Origin of the sequence: Halobacillus andaensis (genome assembly GCF_014636475.1) — a bacterium.
GTDB lineage: Bacteria > Bacillota > Bacilli > Bacillales > Halobacillaceae > Halobacillus_A > Halobacillus_A andaensis.
Map to the genome: position 1 here is coordinate 394217 of NZ_BMEL01000002.1, position 17846 is coordinate 412062.

At 39.6% G+C, this 17846-nt stretch carries 17 protein-coding genes; 11 read left to right on the forward strand and 6 right to left on the reverse strand.

Features of this window, described 5'->3' with window-relative positions; genetic code table 11:
• Positions 1-529 precede the first annotated feature (529 nt).
• Positions 530-2086 carry a PTS transporter subunit EIIC gene (locus tag IEV27_RS09395; RefSeq protein ID WP_188377203.1) on the reverse strand — a complete coding sequence of 519 codons (1557 nt, stop codon included), beginning with the start codon at positions 2084-2086 and terminating at the stop codon, positions 530-532.
• A gap of 83 nt (positions 2087-2169) precedes the next feature.
• Positions 2170-3519, reverse strand: a complete 1350-nt coding sequence (locus tag IEV27_RS09400) for a 6-phospho-alpha-glucosidase (RefSeq protein WP_188377204.1) — start codon at positions 3517-3519, stop codon at positions 2170-2172.
• A 145-nt stretch (positions 3520-3664) separates the two neighbouring features.
• On the opposite strand from IEV27_RS09400, the gene IEV27_RS09405 reads away from it, so the two are divergent.
• Positions 3665-4375 (forward strand): GntR family transcriptional regulator, encoded by a 711-nt coding sequence (locus IEV27_RS09405; protein WP_188377205.1) that lies wholly within the window; start codon positions 3665-3667, stop codon positions 4373-4375.
• 109 nt (positions 4376-4484) lie between these two features.
• Here IEV27_RS09405 and nagB read toward each other — a convergent pair whose 3' ends face one another.
• A complete protein-coding gene (gene nagB / locus IEV27_RS09410) occupies positions 4485-5216 on the reverse strand; it encodes a glucosamine-6-phosphate deaminase (protein ID WP_188377206.1) in 732 nt (243 codons plus the stop codon).
• Between the two features lie 18 nt (positions 5217-5234).
• Entirely contained in the window at positions 5235-5951 is a 717-nt protein-coding gene (locus IEV27_RS09415; RefSeq protein ID WP_229735051.1) for a GntR family transcriptional regulator, read from the reverse strand.
• 234 nt (positions 5952-6185) lie between these two features.
• Here IEV27_RS09415 and IEV27_RS09420 point away from each other — a divergent pair, with 234 nt between their 5' ends.
• Genes IEV27_RS09420 through IEV27_RS09430 form a run of 3 tightly spaced genes read left to right on the forward strand, consistent with a single transcriptional unit; the run spans position 6186 to position 9729 of the window.
• Positions 6186-7511 (forward strand): 6-phospho-alpha-glucosidase, encoded by a 1326-nt coding sequence (locus IEV27_RS09420; RefSeq protein ID WP_188377207.1) that lies wholly within the window; start codon positions 6186-6188, stop codon positions 7509-7511.
• Positions 7512-7553: 42 nt separating this feature from the next.
• Positions 7554-8300, forward strand: a complete 747-nt coding sequence (gene chbG, locus IEV27_RS09425; protein WP_188377208.1) for a chitin disaccharide deacetylase — start codon at positions 7554-7556, stop codon at positions 8298-8300.
• Between the two features lie 28 nt (positions 8301-8328).
• Positions 8329-9729, forward strand: a complete 1401-nt coding sequence (locus IEV27_RS09430; RefSeq protein WP_188377209.1) for a PTS transporter subunit EIIC — start codon at positions 8329-8331, stop codon at positions 9727-9729.
• Between the two features lie 37 nt (positions 9730-9766).
• On the opposite strand, the gene IEV27_RS09435 is transcribed toward IEV27_RS09430, so the two are convergent.
• Together IEV27_RS09435 and IEV27_RS09440 are read right to left on the reverse strand one after the other, a co-directional pair.
• Positions 9767-9973 (reverse strand): PspC domain-containing protein, encoded by a 207-nt coding sequence (locus IEV27_RS09435; protein WP_373868087.1) that lies wholly within the window; start codon positions 9971-9973, stop codon positions 9767-9769.
• Positions 9974-9987: 14 nt separating this feature from the next.
• Complete coding sequence (locus IEV27_RS09440) at positions 9988-10440, reverse strand: GNAT family N-acetyltransferase (protein ID WP_229735053.1); 453 nt, start codon at positions 10438-10440, stop codon at positions 9988-9990.
• Between the two features lie 113 nt (positions 10441-10553).
• On the opposite strand from IEV27_RS09440, the gene IEV27_RS09445 reads away from it, so the two are divergent.
• From IEV27_RS09445 to argD, 7 genes are all read left to right on the forward strand, one after another.
• Positions 10554-10724 carry a hypothetical protein gene (locus IEV27_RS09445; RefSeq protein WP_188377211.1) on the forward strand — a complete coding sequence of 57 codons (171 nt, stop codon included), beginning with the start codon at positions 10554-10556 and terminating at the stop codon, positions 10722-10724.
• A 284-nt stretch (positions 10725-11008) separates the two neighbouring features.
• Entirely contained in the window at positions 11009-11455 is a 447-nt protein-coding gene (locus IEV27_RS09450; protein ID WP_229735055.1) for a hypothetical protein, read from the forward strand.
• Between the two features lie 413 nt (positions 11456-11868).
• Complete coding sequence (locus tag IEV27_RS09455) at positions 11869-13182, forward strand: lysine N(6)-hydroxylase/L-ornithine N(5)-oxygenase family protein (RefSeq protein WP_188377212.1); 1314 nt, start codon at positions 11869-11871, stop codon at positions 13180-13182.
• 358 nt (positions 13183-13540) lie between these two features.
• Complete coding sequence (gene argC, locus IEV27_RS09460; RefSeq protein WP_188377213.1) at positions 13541-14575, forward strand: N-acetyl-gamma-glutamyl-phosphate reductase; 1035 nt, start codon at positions 13541-13543, stop codon at positions 14573-14575.
• A gap of 24 nt (positions 14576-14599) precedes the next feature.
• Positions 14600-15826: a bifunctional ornithine acetyltransferase/N-acetylglutamate synthase gene (gene argJ, locus IEV27_RS09465; RefSeq protein ID WP_188377214.1), complete on the forward strand. Its 1227-nt coding sequence runs from the start codon at positions 14600-14602 to the stop codon at positions 15824-15826.
• Positions 15789-16607: an acetylglutamate kinase gene (argB, locus tag IEV27_RS09470; RefSeq protein ID WP_229735057.1), complete on the forward strand. Its 819-nt coding sequence runs from the start codon at positions 15789-15791 to the stop codon at positions 16605-16607. The genes argJ and argB overlap by 38 nt, the downstream gene beginning before the upstream one ends.
• A complete protein-coding gene (argD, locus tag IEV27_RS09475) occupies positions 16604-17758 on the forward strand; it encodes an acetylornithine transaminase (protein ID WP_188377215.1) in 1155 nt (384 codons plus the stop codon). The genes argB and argD overlap by 4 nt, the downstream gene beginning before the upstream one ends.
• Positions 17759-17846: the final 88 nt, after the last annotated feature.

The following is a 17846-nucleotide window of genomic DNA, read 5'->3' on the forward strand; positions in this document are numbered from 1 at the left end:
TTTTTGTCTGTAAGATGTTTGCGACGGCAGTAAGCTAATAAGCTGGGAGCAATGACGTCATTTTCTGGAGCCATTTCAAGGGGTTAGTTGAACAAGGGACTATTATATCGCAGAGTCCTTTGTACTGACTTAAATTCATGGATGGTTGACGGTCTACCATTTAATCCTTCACTTTTATATATTATTTTCATTGTACAAGAAAAAAGAGTGATCTTTCTTTTATAAATCAAAGAAAAACCACTCTTTTCAAATTGACCTCTGTGGATTCCACGATGAGCGATCGGTGGTGACGCCTGGTCGATTAAAACCGGCCACGTCCTGTGGCCAACATCGACACTAACACGTCCGGTGCGTCGCGGGAACAGCGCGAGCCGAAGATCCACTTGGTCAAGTGAGCTTCTTGACCAAGTTAGCTGAGGCCGTGCCCGCGGCAAGCATCCACCGACAAACGAATCGTGAGAATCAACAACCAACTTACATTAGAAAGGACTTTTTCAGTGACCTCCGCAGAGTTAGAGGGCTTTTCCTGTTAAGAAGCGTTTGTTTCATTTAGAATTCGATTGATTTCGTTTTTATAAAGGTCTGAACGTCCTCCAAAGATCGCTTGGATGTTGTGATCAACTTTTACAACTCCAGCCGCACCGAGACTCTTCAGCCGGTCTTCGTCAATTTTATCAACTTTATCAACTTCAACACGGAGTCTCGTGAAGCAGGCATCTACATGTTTCAAGTTTTCTTCTCCACCTAAAGCTTCCATAATAGATGCGGCTGTTTCTTTCGTTTGCTGAGATTTACTTCCTTTTTTCTTTTCGTTGAAATCCTGGCGAGTGTACAGTTTATTTTCTTGTCCGCCTCTTCCAGGCGTAGCAAGGTCCCATTTCTTAATCGCAAAAGAAAATGAGAAGTAATAAATCACGAAGAATACAGCACCAACGACTATATTCATCCACCAGTTATTTGTACCAGGAATAGCATTAACAAGTACATAATCGATTAAGCCAGAACCTCCGGCCCAGCCTACATTGGCGTTTAGCATGTACATGACTGCAAATGATATACCGGCCAATACGGCGTGAAATACAAACAACAATGGAGCAACGAATAGGAAAGTAAACTCAATTGGTTCCGTAATACCTGTTAAGAAAGCTGTACCTGCTGCAGCAATTAACATTCCTTTAACGACAGGACGATTCTTTTTATCCGCTTGACGATACATAGCAAGCGCTGCTCCTAGCAGTCCAAACATAATGACAGGGAATTTTCCGGCCATAAAGCGTCCTGCAGTGACTTCCACACCTTCGGCTATTTGGGCGAGGAAAATATATTGGTCCCCGGACACAGCACTTCCAGCAACTTCTGCCGTTCCTCCTAAGGATGTCCATAAGAATGGTGCATACCAAATGTGGTGAAGGCCTGTTGGAATTAATACACGTTCAAGAAATCCATACAAACCAATATATAGCGGGTTTGTAGCTCCATTGGCAATTACGTTTGCCGCGGCATTAATTCCCAATTGAATAGGCGGCCATACCACCATCATAGCAAGAGCTAAAAAGATAGAAGAGAAAACCATCGCAATCCCTACTGAACGATCACCTGCAAAGAAGCCGAGCACTTCTGGAGGGTCGAACTCATGAAACTTATTGTAGATCCATACGGCTAACAGACCGACAATAATACCACCGAGAACCCCGGTTTCAAGGGTAGGGATACCAACTGCCATCCCATACTCACCGCTTTCTTCTACCATTTCAGGGGTAATACCGAGAGCAAAAGAGATGGTCTTGTTCATGATGACGTATCCGAGTAAAGCAGCTAATGCGGCAATACCTGAGCCATTCGTAAGTCCGATGGCTACTCCAATGGCAAAGATGATGGCTAGGTTATCAAAAATGCTTATCCCAATATCAGACATGCCCTCACCGATGAATTGAATCGTCTCATTTTGTAAAAAGGTTAACGAGTCTGCTAATGGACCGGTTAAAGCGGCTCCAAACCCTAGCAGGATACCCGCCGCGGGAAGTAAAGCGACAGGCACCATGAGTGATTTACCAAACTTCTGTAAACTACCAAAATGCTTTTTCACTTGATTGATCCTCCTTTAAGGAAACGCTTTCTTGAAGTGGAATGGAAGAGACCCGAATAAAATTAAACGGGTCTGTTTTGTTCTTAAACCGTGACAGCTTTCTTATTGGCATGCAGCTTTGGCCAATACTCTTTGTTTGCATCAATCATGTCATCTAGTATTTTTCGTGCTCTAGGCGCATCGACTACTGTACGATTTAATGTTAAAGCTTGAAGGGCTTTTTCATAGCTGTTTTCATAGTAAGCATCTACGACTAATTTTTCATAAGCTAGTTGGCCTTCAATTAATCCTTTATAGAAAGTAGAAATGTGACCAACAGCTAATGGCTTAGGACCACGGTTCGTTATCAGTGATGGTACTTCAACCATTGCATCATCAGGAAGGTTGGCGATGGTTCCGTTATTCTCAACCATGACGATGAAAATATCTCCATTATTGTAAGCCATTGAAGCAGCGACACGAATCATATAGCGCCCGTGAATATCAACTTCAAGCTCTACATTTTCTGTGGAGTTATCCGCAATGATTTGATCAGCAAGCGTGTGTACACGTTTCTCTCTTCCGTTAATGACCTGACGAGCACGTGTATTATTTTCATCTTCTTTCTCAACCATTTGAGAAGGATAGAGGTAGTATTGCAGATACGTGTTTGGCAAGTATTCCGGGAAGTCCGTTACCATTTGTTCAACTTGCTTGAATGTTTTGATCCAAGAAGGATCATTTGCAATCTCAGCATCTTCAGGGATAAATCCATCCTCTGTAATGGCGCGTTTAATAGTATCTGTATGATCCTTGCCGTCTTTGTCTAGAATTTTTGTGAACCAGCCAAAATGATTCAAACCGAAGTATTCAGGAACAAGGTCAAATACATCTTTTCCTAAGATTCCGGCGTAACTTACCATAATAGCAGCAGGCATATCACAAATGTTTAGAAGCTTCTGATCGTCAGGGAATTCGCGGCGAAGAGCTTCTGCGACAATCGCTGCCGGGTTCGTGTAATTTAGAATCCAGGCATCAGGTGAGTAGTGACGTATATCGTTTACAAGATCAATCATATCTCCAATTGAGCGTAATCCGTAGGCCATTCCGCCAGGACCGCATGTTTCTTGGCCCACGGCTTCGTGACGAAGAGGGATTTGTTCGTCCTTTTCACGCATGGCTAAACCACCCGTACGAATTTGAACGAATACAAAATCAGCGTTCGTAAGTGCTTCTTCTTTATCCGTTGTATAATAGAAACCTTCTAGTTCAGGATATTTTTCTCTCAGGATGATCTCTGTAGCTTTGGCAATCTTCTCTTGACGATCAGCATTTGTGTCGTAAAACGTTATCGTTCTTAATGGGAATTGTTCTTTTTCCGCAACTAGGCTCATAATCATTCCGATCGTATACGTGCTTCCTCCGCCTACTACTACAAGGTTTTGCTTTTTCATATGATGGCCTCCTAAAAGGTATTGTATTTGTATTAATAACTATTTAATATGAATATAATACATATTATTGAAAGCGTCAACATATAGATCGAAAAAAAGTTAGGTTTTCGTTATAATGTGGGTAATGAAGAACAGGAGGATTACGATGGCTGCGCCTTTATATCGAAGAATTGCTCAAAAAATAAAAGAGGATATTGCGAAAGGAGTTTGGAAAGAGGGGGAAGCGATCCCCACAGAACTTCATCTGTCAGAGCAATATCAAGCTTCTCGGGTAACTGTCCGGCAAGCGATTAAATTATTAGTTGAAGAAGGATTGCTAGAAAAAGTCCAGGGAAGCGGCACATACGTGAAGGAACAAAAAATTGAACATAATATTTTTGAATTGTTAAGCTTCACCGAAGAAATGAGAAAGTTAAATAAAGAGCCTATTAATAAAATTTTAGATTTTCAGTTGATTGAGCCGGAAGATCACGTAAGAAGAAGGCTTCAGCTTTCAGAAGGGGATAAGGTGTTTTATGTAAGAAGGCAGCGACTAGTGGATGACGTTCCTTATGTTGTAGAAGACACATTTTTACCTGTCGATATGTTTCCGCACTTATCTTATAGCATCATGACTGGTTCTAAATACGATTATATTGAAAAGCAAGTCGGCAAAAGAATAAAGGAAAGCTTTCAAGAAGTGATCCCTATTTTACCGAGTGAGGATATTGCCCAAGCTCTAACAGTAGAGGAAACAACACCTATTTTAAAAATGGAGTCCTACAGTATTTTTGAGGATGGAACGATTTTCGAATATAGTGAAAACCATTTTAAGAGTGATGAGTACAAGTTTACTCTTCGTGCGACAAGACCTTAAAGGATGGCGCAGCTTCTTAATAGGAAAATGGATCTATAATAACAATATCCGAGCACTTTGTGCTCGGATATTTTAGTAAGAGCCGTTATCGGTTGGGTGGCGGCTTTTATTATATTTGGGATTTAGATAAAGCTGCTTCATCAGCAATAAGCGTTACTTGGGGGTGTCTAGTTAAAATAGAGGCTGGAAACTCTTCTGTTACATTTCCTTCTAATAATCTGCTAAGCGCGCTAGATTTTTTTTTACCGGAAGCCAGTAGTAGAATTTCTTTACTTTCAACAATGGATCGGATCCCCATTGTAATAGCGTGGTGGGGGACTTCATTTACATTTGAAAAATATCTGGCATTGGCCTTTCGAGTGGATTCCATAAGGTCGATGACATGAGTTCGACTCTCAAACGACGTTCCTGGTTCATTAAAGCCAATGTGCCCGTTTTGACCAATGCCCAATAGTTGAAGGTCAATGCCTCCTAATTTTTCTATCAATTGATCATAATGTTGACACTCTTTTGACAGGTCTTTAGCTGTACCGTCAGGCAGATAGGTGTGTTGAGGTTGAACATCAATTTGACTGAATAAGTGTTCTTTCATGTACATGTGGTAACTTTGAGGATGATCTTCGTTCAACCCCACATATTCATCAAGGTTTATTGTAGAAACATCTCGATAAGAAGTATGGTTTCTTTCATGGTCTTCTATTATTCTTCTATAAGTTCCTAAAGGAGTTCCGCCCGTCGCTAGACCTAAAATAGAAGAAGGATGGTCTTTAACTTTATTAATGATGATTTGACCTGCATGAGCACTCATTTCTTCGTAGGATGCCACTTTTATGATTTTCATTGAATACACTCTCCTTCGTTAAAAGCGCTTAGAGGTGAATTTAAAGGTGTATTTTTCACTTCTATAGTAAAGCTTAGTAAATTCAAAGATCGTATCATCTTCAAAGTAAGCCCATAAATTCATAGATAGTATAGATGAATCATTTTCAAGCTGCAGTGTTTTCTTTAACTCTTCATTTGGCGATAAAGGTAAAATTTCTCCTTGTCTTTCTTTAATTACGTATCCTTTTTTTTCCACATAATCGTATTTAGATTTTGTCATCACTTCGACTGATAGGTCAGGAAATAAAGAAACTGGCATATACGTTTCCTCTAAGATCATAGGTTCGTCATCCACACATCTCAATCTCCTTATAAAGAAGACTTTCTCTCCATCCTTGAGTTGTAATGTTTCTTTGATGGTTTCACTAGGGTTTTGCATATTAAAATCTAAAATTTGATTGGTAGGCGTTTGGTTTAAATGAGTCATTTCTTCAGTAAAACTTTGTAAACGATAGATATCGTGTTCAATCTTTACATTTTTTACATAGGTTCCGCTTCCTCTAACTTTATAGAGAATATCTTCTTGTACTAGTAGTTGTATGGCTTGTCTTATTGTTACACGACTAACTTGATACTTTGTAACAAGTTTATTTTCTGAGGGAATGGCCTCATCTTTATTTAATTTGGCTTTAATAATATCTTTTTTTATTTGCTCTGCTACTTGTTTATATAAAGGGGAGCCGGTATTCAACATGGTCACCATCCTGTTTTAAAAGTTAACTTGTATTAATACATAATACAACTATAAATCATATAAAGATAATTTTCATCCATTTTTATAATTTACACTTTCAATTATGTAAAAACTTCCATTAAAGCAAATTATTTATTATTTATAATACATATTTAATTCATGTTTGGTATTGTACTTGTATTAAATTAGTGTTATAAATAAATTAACAGATAATTTAAAGAGAGGAGACACATCATGAAAAAGCAGCGCTTAGTCGTCGCTGGAAGTGGAAGCACTTACACGATGGGGATGATGATGAGTCTAATAGAAGAAAAAGAACGTTTTCCATTAAAGGAGGTTGTCTTCTATGACATAGATGAGCAACGTCAAGAAAGGAATGCGAAAGCTACGCAAATTCTATTTCAAGAACAGTACCCTGAATTAGAGTCTTTTTCTTACACTACCAATAAAGAAGAAGCCTTTAAAGAAGCTGATTTTGTATTTGTACAGATTCGTACGGGTGGGCTGGCGATGCGGGAGCAAGATGAACAAATTGCTTTGAAGCATGGAGTGGTCGGACAAGAAACATGCGGACCTGGAGGAATGGCATATGGTTTAAGGTCTATCAGAGATATGATTCAACTCGTTTATGATATTCGCCAATATGCTCCAGAGGCATGGATTCTTAATTACACCAATCCAGCTGCTATTGTTGCGGATGCCTTAAAGAGAGAATTCCCACATGATTACCGTCTTCTAAATATTTGTGACATGCCGATTGCTATTATGATTAGTTACGCAAAGATCCTTGATGTAGACGTGTGGGACCTCGTACCTGAATACTTTGGGCTGAACCATTTCGGATGGTTTACAAAGATTTATGATAAAGAAGGTAATGATCATACGGAACGCTTGAAGCAATTAATTATAGAAACAGGCTTTACTCCGGAAGATACGGAAATTGCAAACGACGTATCCTGGCAAAAAACGTTCGAACAAGCCCGGCAAATGCTGATCGATTTCCCGGAATTCTTGCCAAACACTTACTTGCAATACTATTTATACCCGGAAGATATGGTAGAAAAAGAAGATCCTAACCATACAAGAGCAAGACAAGTGATCGAGGGAAGACAAAAGCGTGTTCATGATACGTGTGATCAAATGATAGAAAAAGGAACAGCGAAAGGTGCTGACCTTCACGTTGATATTCATGGTGTTTTTATGATAAAAGCAGCAGCGTCTCTTGCTTATAATTCGGGCCAGCGTTTTATTGTGATTGTAGAAAATAACGGTGTTATTACTAACCTGCCAGACGATGCGATGGTAGAAGTACCTTGCTTATTAACAAGTCAGGGAGCCAAACCGTTGGTTGTTGGAGAAATTCCAACTTTCTACAAAGGTCTTATTGAAGGTCAACTAGCTTATGAAAAGTTAGTGGTGGAATCATACTTTGAAAATAATAAACAAAAACTTATTCAAGCGCTAACGTTAAATCGCACAGTAGTAAACGTGAAAAAAGCAAAGGCTATTGTTGAAGACTTAATAGTTGCTAATAAAGGGTACTGGCCGAATTATGAATAGAATGTCTTCTTTCTTAAGGAGACTTAAAAAGGTGGAGTGGTGATGAAAAAGCTAATTATAAATGCAGATGACTTTGGTTATTCGCGAGGCGTCAACTTTGGTATTATCGATTCTTTTCAATTAGGTGTATTAACATCAACGACTTTTATGACCAATATGCCTGGAAGAGATCAAGCAGCAAAGCTAGCCAAAGATAACCCGTCTTTAGGAGTTGGCGTCCATTTAGTATTAACTTGTGGTCGTCCCTTGTTAGATACTCACCGAACGATTGTGGACGCTCAAGGGGATTTTCGAAACCTGCGTTTTTATCAAGGGGCCTTCACGATTGATTATGAGGAAGTTTATGACGAGTGGAAAGCACAAATTGAGAAATTTCTTTCCTATGGATTAAACCCTACCCATTTAGACAGTCACCATCATATTAATTCATTTGGAGAGATGCCTAAGGTATTTATGAGACTTGCTAAGGAATATGACTTGCCTGTCCGTAATAATATGAGCGATGACGTAATGGAAAAGTTTAAAAATAACGGGGTTAAAACGACAAGTTCTTTTTCATATTTAATTGAAACCGCTTTAAAAAATGGAGAGTCTCTTGATGAATTATTTGATCAACATGACACGGTAGAAGTTATGGCTCATCCAGCCTATTTAGATAAGAAGTTACTTTCTACCTCGTCATTTACGTATCCAAGGGTAGACGAAGTCGAGTTTCTTACTGATCAGGGGAGAGTAGAACTCATTCGTTCAAGAAAGGATATAAGAACTTCCACGTTTCAGGATCTCTAACTATAACTAATTTTGAGGGGGAAGAAACATGAAAAGCTTTTTGCAGAAGTTAGGAAAGTCATTACTCATTCCAATTGTTGCTTTGCCAATTGCTGGTCTCTTACTGCGCTTGACGGCTGAAGATATGCTCGATATTCCTCTCTATCAGGCTGCGGGCGTTATTTTAGCCCAAATGGATGCTCTTATTGCGATTGGGATTGCAATGGGACTAGCTAAAACAAAAGATAAAGGAATACCTGCACTTACTGGATTTCTCTCCATCATTGTTTTAAAAGAAGGGCTTGGAATTATAAATTCTGATCTAGACATGAGTGTGTTTGGAGGTGTCATGGCAGGTCTGCTGGCTGCTTATATTTACAACAAGTTTAAGGATGCTAAGCTGCCAAGTATGTTTGCCTTCTTCAGCGGAGAAAAATTCCCAATTACGATGATTATTTTTACGATGATCCCTGTATCTGGCTTAATGGCTCTTATATGGCCGTATGCAGAAGCGGGAATTAATGCCTTTAGTCAAACGTTGGTAGGTTTAGGTGCATTTGGTGTATTCATTTTCGGTTTCTTAAATCGATTCTTACTGCCATTTGGATTACACCACGTTCTTAATACGTATGCCTACTTTGGACTAGGGGAGTATGAAACGGCCTCAGGGGAAGTGGTCACTGGGGAAATCACACGCTTTTTAAGCGGAGACCCGACAGCTGGTTATTTTATAGGCGGTTTCTTTATAACCATGTTGTTTGGTATTCCAGCCATTGCTTTAGCGATTACTAAAGCCGCTAAAAGGAAAAAACAAGAGACAAAAACATTGATGTCTTCAGGAGCGGCAACATCTTTTGTGACGGGAATTACTGAACCAATTGAATTTACGTTCCTATTCACTTCTCCTTTACTTTACTTCTTACACTCTATCTATACAGGATTAGCCGGCGCCGTGCTTTATCTATTGCATATAAGACATGGCTTCTCATGGGGAGCAGGAGTCATCGACTATGTCGTGAATTTAAATCTGTCGGATGGAGGACTCCTCATCATTCCAGTCGGACTTGCATTCTTCGCGCTCTACTACTTTACGTTCTATTTCATTATCGTGAAAAAGGACATTCCTCTAATTGGTAGGGAAGAAGAAGTTGATTTCGATCAGGAAGCTGGCGAAGAAGAGAAAGAATTAAAGCTTTCTCATTCCAACCATGAGTATATGGCTAAGAAAATCCTTCAGTATATTGGAGGAAAAGACAATGTGACAACGAATGATCACTGTATGACGAGACTGCGGTTAGAGTTGAAAGATACCTCGATTGTAGATATGGAAAAGATTAAACAAACAGGTGCTCACGGAGTTATTAAAATCGATAAGCACAACATTCAAATCATTATTGGTTCTGAAGCTACTACTGTGAAGAAAGAATTAGATAAATTTTTAGGTGAATAAGATTCCCCCCACAACTGAAGGAGTTGTGGGGGATTTTTTAGCCTTCGTTATTTAATTCTTTGTCTGTCGGCATAATAAATGCCGCGACGATATAAACGAGCAATAGAAATCCACTGCTTAAAAATATTCCTACCGCATACAATATTCTTAACAAACTTGAATCAATATCATACAGCTCACTAATTCCGCCTAACGTACCTGTCAGCATTTTGTTACTTGTTGATTTGTACAGTTTCTTTTTCAATCCGTTCATCTCCTTTAATTAAGGTGTTTTGAAAAAACAATCATATCAAGTGCTTGAATACCATTTTCATAAATAGGCTCAGGGTAACGTGAGAAAAAACCTTTTCGTATGGCATTCATTCGAAAACCGCATTTTTGATAAAACGCTATATTTTCTAAGCTGGAATTCGCTGTTCCTACTATAATTTCACGTAATTCCCGTTTCTGAAACATCGTAAATGCTTCAGAAAGAACTTTCCTACCTAGACCTTTCCCTTGTTTTTCTGGATAAATCGCGATATTTTTAATTTCAACGACATCATTTTGGGGAAACACAAATAAACAGACACCTGCTAATTGATCTTGATCGATGATCGCATACATTTCCCCTTCATTTATATATTCTGAAACAATCGTTTCATTTTCATCCGCTAGCAGAAGTAACGGGAGATAGTCGTTTCGATTATGAATGAGGTTCATATACGCCATAGCATTGAGGCTCCTTTGCTTACTTTTCATTTTACTCTTTTTACGGTCATTCATTCAAAAACGTTTCGTTCATGTTACAATTTTTATAAGTTTGAGTGGAGAGGAGAGTTTCCATGCAACGCAAATTATCGATTGCTGGATGGATTTTATTTCTAATAGGGGTAGGTTTGTGGCTATTGAATATCGAAGTTGCTTTTGAAGAAGCTGACTCCGTTTTAATTGGGTTAGGCGCCATCCTTCTTTTATTCTCAGGAATAATGAAGTTTAAAGATCAACAATCTTAAATCTCCTTTTCATAAAATAAAAACGGTCTAATGACACAGGGATGAGCTTGGAATAAAGCTCATCCTTGTTTTTGTTCTAGAAAAGCTTGGCAATCAGAAGCATCTACTTGATGTTCCATATGCATAAATTCGACACTATCGCACATAAAAAGCAACCAGAAGAATAATCGATAAGTAATTATACGAAGCGAGTGTCAAATGTTGGTTGAAGTAAGAATGTTTAAGGTTTAAATAGAAGGGAAGGGTATTTTTTGAAAATTAATTTGAGTTAAGGAAGTGAGAATATGAGTCATACACCCTCAAAACAAGAAATGGATAAAATTTTAAAGAAATTAGAAGAGGATTACATTCAATCGTTAGATGAGAATGAAGCTTCTACAGTAGAAGAGTTTGTCGAGCAGTTTCTATACGACTCTTGGCAATATAATGACAGAAACATTGACCTTATTAAGGTTGTGATGAGCCGTTACACCCAAGGCGGCATTTATCAATCGACTTTTGCTGGCTCGTTTACTGGGATGGTGGATCATTTACAGGAGAAACTTTCTTCTCTTGATACAGATAATCGTTACCCTGCCCTTCATAATCGGTTTGGAGCTTCTCTTTTAGTTTCATTTGTTGATGGGTTTATCATTCAGTATTATGCAGGAATGTACAAGGTGGAAGATTTACGAGCCTCAACTCCGAAGTTAAAGGCTGCCATTTTACAAGCGTTATCGACTTCCATATAAAAAAGCGTGAAACGGTCCAATGAAGGGGCGTCCGTTTCACGCTTTTTGTTATTCTTTAACAGCTCCAGCCGTAAGTCCGGCTGGAATAAAATCATAATAACGAGCGGCACGGTTAGATAACGGTATCGGCAGAGATTTCACCGATAAGTGTTTAAAAGTTGCGAATATTAACAAGTGAAAAAAGCAAAAGTTAAGCTATTTATGCGTTTAATAAAAAATAGTTATTTCTTCCTGTGCTTATTGAATGATAACCTTTTGTATTTCGGAAACGCTAAAGGTAACAATTCTCGCTTTCTTATATAAAGAATAAACAAAAGCTTATTATAGTTTTTAAAGGGATTATGATAATATGAGGAGGATTAAGATTATTTAAAATGGCCGGTGTTTTTAGAAAAAGGAGAAGTGAAATCGAAATGGTACAGCAGGAAGAAATATATGATTTGATTGGCGTGGGAGTAGGACCTTTTAATTTAAGCCTCGCCGCTTTATTAGACGAGATCGACGAAGTCAACACTCTGTTTTTTGAACAAAAGGAACAATTTGACTGGCATCCAGGGATGCTAATTGAAGGAACGAAGCTGCAGGTCCCTTTTTTAGCAGACCTAGTAACGATGGCGGATCCTACAAATAAGCATAGTTTTTTAAATTACATTAGTAAAAACGACCGAATGTATCAGTTCTATTTTCTGCAGAGGCTCGATATTCCCCGTCGTGAATACAATGACTACTGTCAATGGGTGTCTAAACAGTTAAGCAGCTGTCAATTTGGTCATCGAGTTTCAAACATTCGCCACGTGAAAGAAGAAGAGACTTATTTTGAAGTGACGGTGGAGAACGTAAAAACAAACGAAACAAACGTTTATAAAACCAAGCATATGGTGATGGGAACAGGGAGCGTTCCCGTTATGCCTAAGTCTTTTCAAAACTTATCAGACGAGGATGTCTTCCATACCGCTGATTACGTCCCCAAACAAGATCGCTGCCGCAACGCTAAATCAGTGACTGTTGTCGGTTCTGGTCAGAGTGCTGCCGAAGCGTTTCGAGAGCTGTTAAAAGAACAACGGGAATGCGGTTTTAGACTCGATTGGATCACACGATCGGCGAGCTTTGAATCCATGGAGGAGTCAAAGCTAAGTCTTGAACACTTCTCTCCAGACTACGTAAAGTATTTCTATCAGCTTCCACAGAAAGATAAGGACGAGATTTTCGCCAATCAAGGATTGTATTACAAAGGAATTAGCAACCATACCATTGAAGATATCTATAACTTGCTTTATGAATATTCCGTGGGAAACGATCAGTTAAACGTTGGCCTTCAGGTGCTCAGTGAAGTGCGAGGCATTGAGCCGAAAAGCGATGGAACAGGTTATGTGCTTGATTGTTTCCATTGGCAGAAAAAAGAATCATACCAGCATGAGTCTGAAGTGGTTATTACAGCTACGGGTTATAAGCCGTACGTTCCAGAATTCATCCATTACCTCAGTGAATTTCTCGAGTGGGATGAAGAAGGGCGATATAAGGTAGAAGCAGATTATCGATTGAAAAAAACCGAAAACGTTGAAAATGAAATCTATGTGCATAGTGGAATTTCCCACACACATGGCGTAGGTTCAACGAATTTAGGATTAGCCGTTCACCGCAATAAGGTAATTATCAATCATCTACTTGGACGTGAAGTATACAAGCTTCCTGAAAAAAGTATTTTTCAATCTTTCGATATCGAGTAAATGTAAAAGACCAGCTCTTAGTGAGCTGGTCTTTTTGTATGTATAAAGGTGTAATCCGACTGTAAATTAGTGGTAAATGAAGGTTTATCGTCGGTAAACAATCCATATTCGCAGGTGAATGACTGAGATTCGTCCGTATCACCCTCACAAATTTTAATGAAAAAATTCCGTTCGTTTTTGTAAACGCTTACTAACCGTGTTTAATAATACTTCTATATTTTAAATCCTCCTATATATATAAAAATATATATTAAAACTTTCCCTTAGCTGTTGACAGATTTTATTACAAGAGTAATAATAGCATAAATATACGTTATATATAATAAATATACATACACATAAATGAGGTGAATGAAGGTTGGAAATTGGAATTGTAGGAGCCACTGGGTATGGCGGTGTTGAGCTGTTTCGACTGCTTAACGGCCACCCGGAAGTAAAAACTATTAAACTATATTCTTCTACGCAAAGTGGAGAATTCTTTCAGGAAATATACAGTCATGTGAATAATGAAGAATATGTACTACAAGAGCTTGCACCAGAGCAAATGAAAGAGCAGCTGGATATCATTTTCCTTGCAACGCCCGCAGGGGTATCCAGCGAACTCACTCCTCAACTTACAGGAGGAAAAGGGAAAGTCATCGACCTTTCAGGTGACCTTCGTTTAAAGGATCGTGAGGCGTACACGAACTGGTACAAAAATGAGGCCGCGACAGAAGAAATCATCGAACAATCGGTGTACGGCCTGCCTGAGTGGAATAAGGAAGAGATTCAATCGGCAGAGATTATTGCTAATCCCGGGTGCTATCCTACAGCTACGCTCATAGGCTTAGGACCTGTATTGAATAAGCAATTGGCTGATCCATCACGAATTATTATCGATGCGAAATCAGGTGTTTCCGGCGCAGGGAAAAAGGCAAGCCCGGTGACACACTTTGCCAACACCCAAGAGAATTTCCGCATTTATAAAGTGAATCAGCACCAGCATATCCCGGAAATTGAACAGCAGCTGCTCCGTTGGGATGCAGACGCAGAGCCTGTTACTTTTTCTACGCACCTTGTACCTATGACGCGCGGAATTATGTCGACGATTTATGTTGATTTAAAAGCATCTCATTCATTAGATGAATTGGTTGATTTATATCAACAGACTTACCAAGATGAACCGTTCGTAAGAGTACGAAAAGCAGGAGAATTTCCATGCACAAGAGATGTGTATGCATCGAATTACTGCGATATTGGCTTAGCACTTGATGAAAGAACCGGACGACTTACGATTGTCGCTGTGATCGATAACTTAATGAAGGGTGCAGCAAGCCAAGCGGTACAAAATATGAATCTAGTACTTGGTTTAAATGAAACAACAGGACTAACCCATATTTCACTATATCCATAATTAGAGAAGAAAGGGAGAGAGCGATTGATTCAAATAACGGACGCGCACAAGGTAGTGAAGGTAGAGGATGGAACCATTACGTCGCCTAAAGGTTTTGTAGCAGGAGGACTGCATTGCGGTCTGCGACGTTCAAAAAAAGATTATGGATTATTAATGAGTGTTCAGCCCGCCTCAGTCGCGGCCGTTTACACACAAAGTCATTTTCAAGCACCTCCATTAAAAGTTACCCAGGAAAGTATAGCTTCTTCTCAAAAGATACAGGCATTAGCAGTTAATAGTGCTATTGCTAATGCTTGCACAGGTAAAGAGGGTTTAGTAAATGCCTATAAAATGAGGTCATTAATTGCAGAACGTTACGTCGTACCTGAAGACTATGTAGCCGTTGCTTCAACGGGAGTCATCGGCCAACAGCTGGAAATGGATAAAATAGAGCATGGATCTATGAATGTACAGCCATCAAAAGAGGGCGATCATGATTTCCAGAAAGCCATATTAACAACAGATACATGTGAAAAGTCAGCATGCTATCAGCTTGAAGTCGATGGAAAAACCGTAACGATCGCTGGAGCGGCTAAAGGATCGGGAATGATCCATCCGAATATGGCCACAATGCTTGGTTTTATTACGACTGATGCAAAGATTGAGTCTGAACATTTGCAATACGCATTAAGCCAGTCCATAGATAAATCATTTAACCAAATAACTGTAGATGGTGAAACTTCTACAAATGACATGGTGTTAACTATGGCTAATGGAACGATAGATCACCAGGATTTAACACCTCAACATTCACAATGGGAAGCTTTTCAAAAAACGCTTCAGCTTGTATGTGAAGATTTAGCAAAGCAAATTGCTAAAGACGGTGAAGGTGCTACAAAGTTAATTGAAGTCAACGTAACTGGTGCATTATCTGATGAAGATGCGCGAGCTGTAGCTAAGAAAGTTGTAGGCTCAAACTTAGTGAAAACAGCAGTTTATGGTGTGGATGCGAACTGGGGTAGGATTGTTGGGGCTATTGGTCATAGTGATGCTCAAGTGAACGCTGAAAACTGTGACATTTATATTGAAAGCCAGCTCGTATTCAGTAATGGAACGCCTTGCTCTTTTTCTGAAGATCAAGCGATAGCCGATATGAGTAAAGAGACCGTTATGATCCATATTGAGCTTCATGAAGGAACCGGATCAGGAACAGCATGGGGGTGTGATTTAACATATGACTATGTCAAAATCAATGCAAGCTACCGAACGTAATCATAAACCTGTTCTTGTCATTAAGCTTGGGGGCAGCATGATTGATAAGATTTCTGAAAGCTTTTATAAGAGTTTCTGTGAATTAACGAAGCATTATCAATGTGTAGTGGTTCATGGTGGCGGTCCGGCCATCACCTCCTTGCTGGAGGACTTAAATATAAAGGGAGAATTTTTCGAAGGACTTAGGAAAACGACAGCTGAGACACTTGAAGTCGTAACGATGACGTTAGGCGGTACGGTAAGCGCTCAAGTTACCTCGGCTTTTACAAAGCAGGGTGTTCCTTGTGTAGGGCTAAAGGGATCCGACGGCGGCCTGCTGAAGGCTCGTTTCATTAATAAAGAGAAGCTTGGCTTTGTTGGAGACATTGAAGAAGTAAATGTAAGCCTTATTCAGCAAATTATTCAACAAAATTATATTCCAGTCATTGCTCCGTTGGCAACGACAGCGGAAGGGCAAATGGTTAATGTGAACGCCGACGTCGCTGCTGCTGCGGTAGCAAGCGCACTTAAAGCAGAAAAGCTGCTGTTTGTCACCGATGTGCCTGGAATTTTAAATCAAGGCGAGGTTATTCCCCAAACGACGCCTGAAGAAATTCAGCAGCTGATCGCAGATGATGTGATTTACGGAGGAATGATTCCGAAAGTAAAATCCGCTGTCAATGCGCTATCTGAACACTTACATGAAGTGCTCATTGTAAGCGGAGAACAATCATTAGTCCAAGGAAACGTTATAAAAGGGACTACGATCTACCAGGATGTTAAGGAAGGTGTCGTCAAATGAGTGTTTTTCCAACCTATAATCGTTTTCCCCTCACCATTGAGTCGGGAGAAGGTACAGCCGTTACCGATAATGAAGGAAATCAGTATTTAGACTTTGTCTCAGGTATCGCAGTATGTAACTTGGGCCACCGCCCACCCGCAGTAGAAGAAGCTGTCAAAGAACAGCTGGGCAAGGTGTGGCATGTCTCGAATTTATACGAGATCCCTCTTCAACAAGAAGCTGCCAAACTTCTTACAGGAGTGACAAATCTAGATTATGCTTTCTTTTGTAATAGCGGGGCTGAAGCAAACGAAGCGGCAATAAAGCTTGCCCGCAAGCATACAGGTAAAGAAAAAATCCTTACGTTTAAGCAGTCGTTCCACGGTCGAACCTTTGCAACGATGAGCGCGACGGGGCAGGAAAAAGTCCATCAAGGGTTTGGCACACTGCTTCCTACTTTTGAATATTTGCCTTATAACGATGCTGAGGAAGTTTCCCAAATTCATGATCAAGACATAGCGGCTATTATGGTAGAAGTGATTCAAGGAGAAGGCGGCGTCATCGAAGGAACAGAGCTTTTCTTACAGGCTGTTCAAAATAAATGTAAGGAGCTAGGTGCTTTGTTGATTATTGATGAAGTGCAAACAGGCATCGGCCGAACGGGAAAACCATTTGGCTATCAGCATTATGAGTTAGATCCGGATATCGTAACTTCAGCTAAAGGATTGGGAAGCGGTTTTCCTGTCGGTGCCATGCTTGGAAAAGCTGAATTCGCTGAGACATTTACAGCTGGTTCTCACGGATCTACATTTGGTGGGAATCCGTTAGCTTCTGCAGCGGTGAAAGCGACTCTTCAAACGATTTTCCCTCAGCAGTTCTTACAATCAGTACAAGAGAAAAGTGACTATTTAAACGAATTGCTTGAGTCAAAGCTGCTGCCTTTGGAGGGAGTTAAAGAAATTAGAGGAAGAGGACTTATGATAGGTATTGAGGTGGATCAGGAAGCGATACACTTTATTCATAAGCTCCGTGGAAAAGGCTTGTTAGCTGTACTTGCAGGCCCTCATGTTATTCGACTGCTTCCTCCCTTAAACGTAACGATTGAAGAATTAGACAAAGCAGCATCGATTCTTGAAGGTGTACTTCAATTAGAGAAAGCGAATCATTCGTAATTCAAATGCTTTGTCAGGGAAGAGTACTCGACCCTGCAAAGTATTTTTACGCAAATGAATGTATAATAATACTGAGTAATTAATAAAA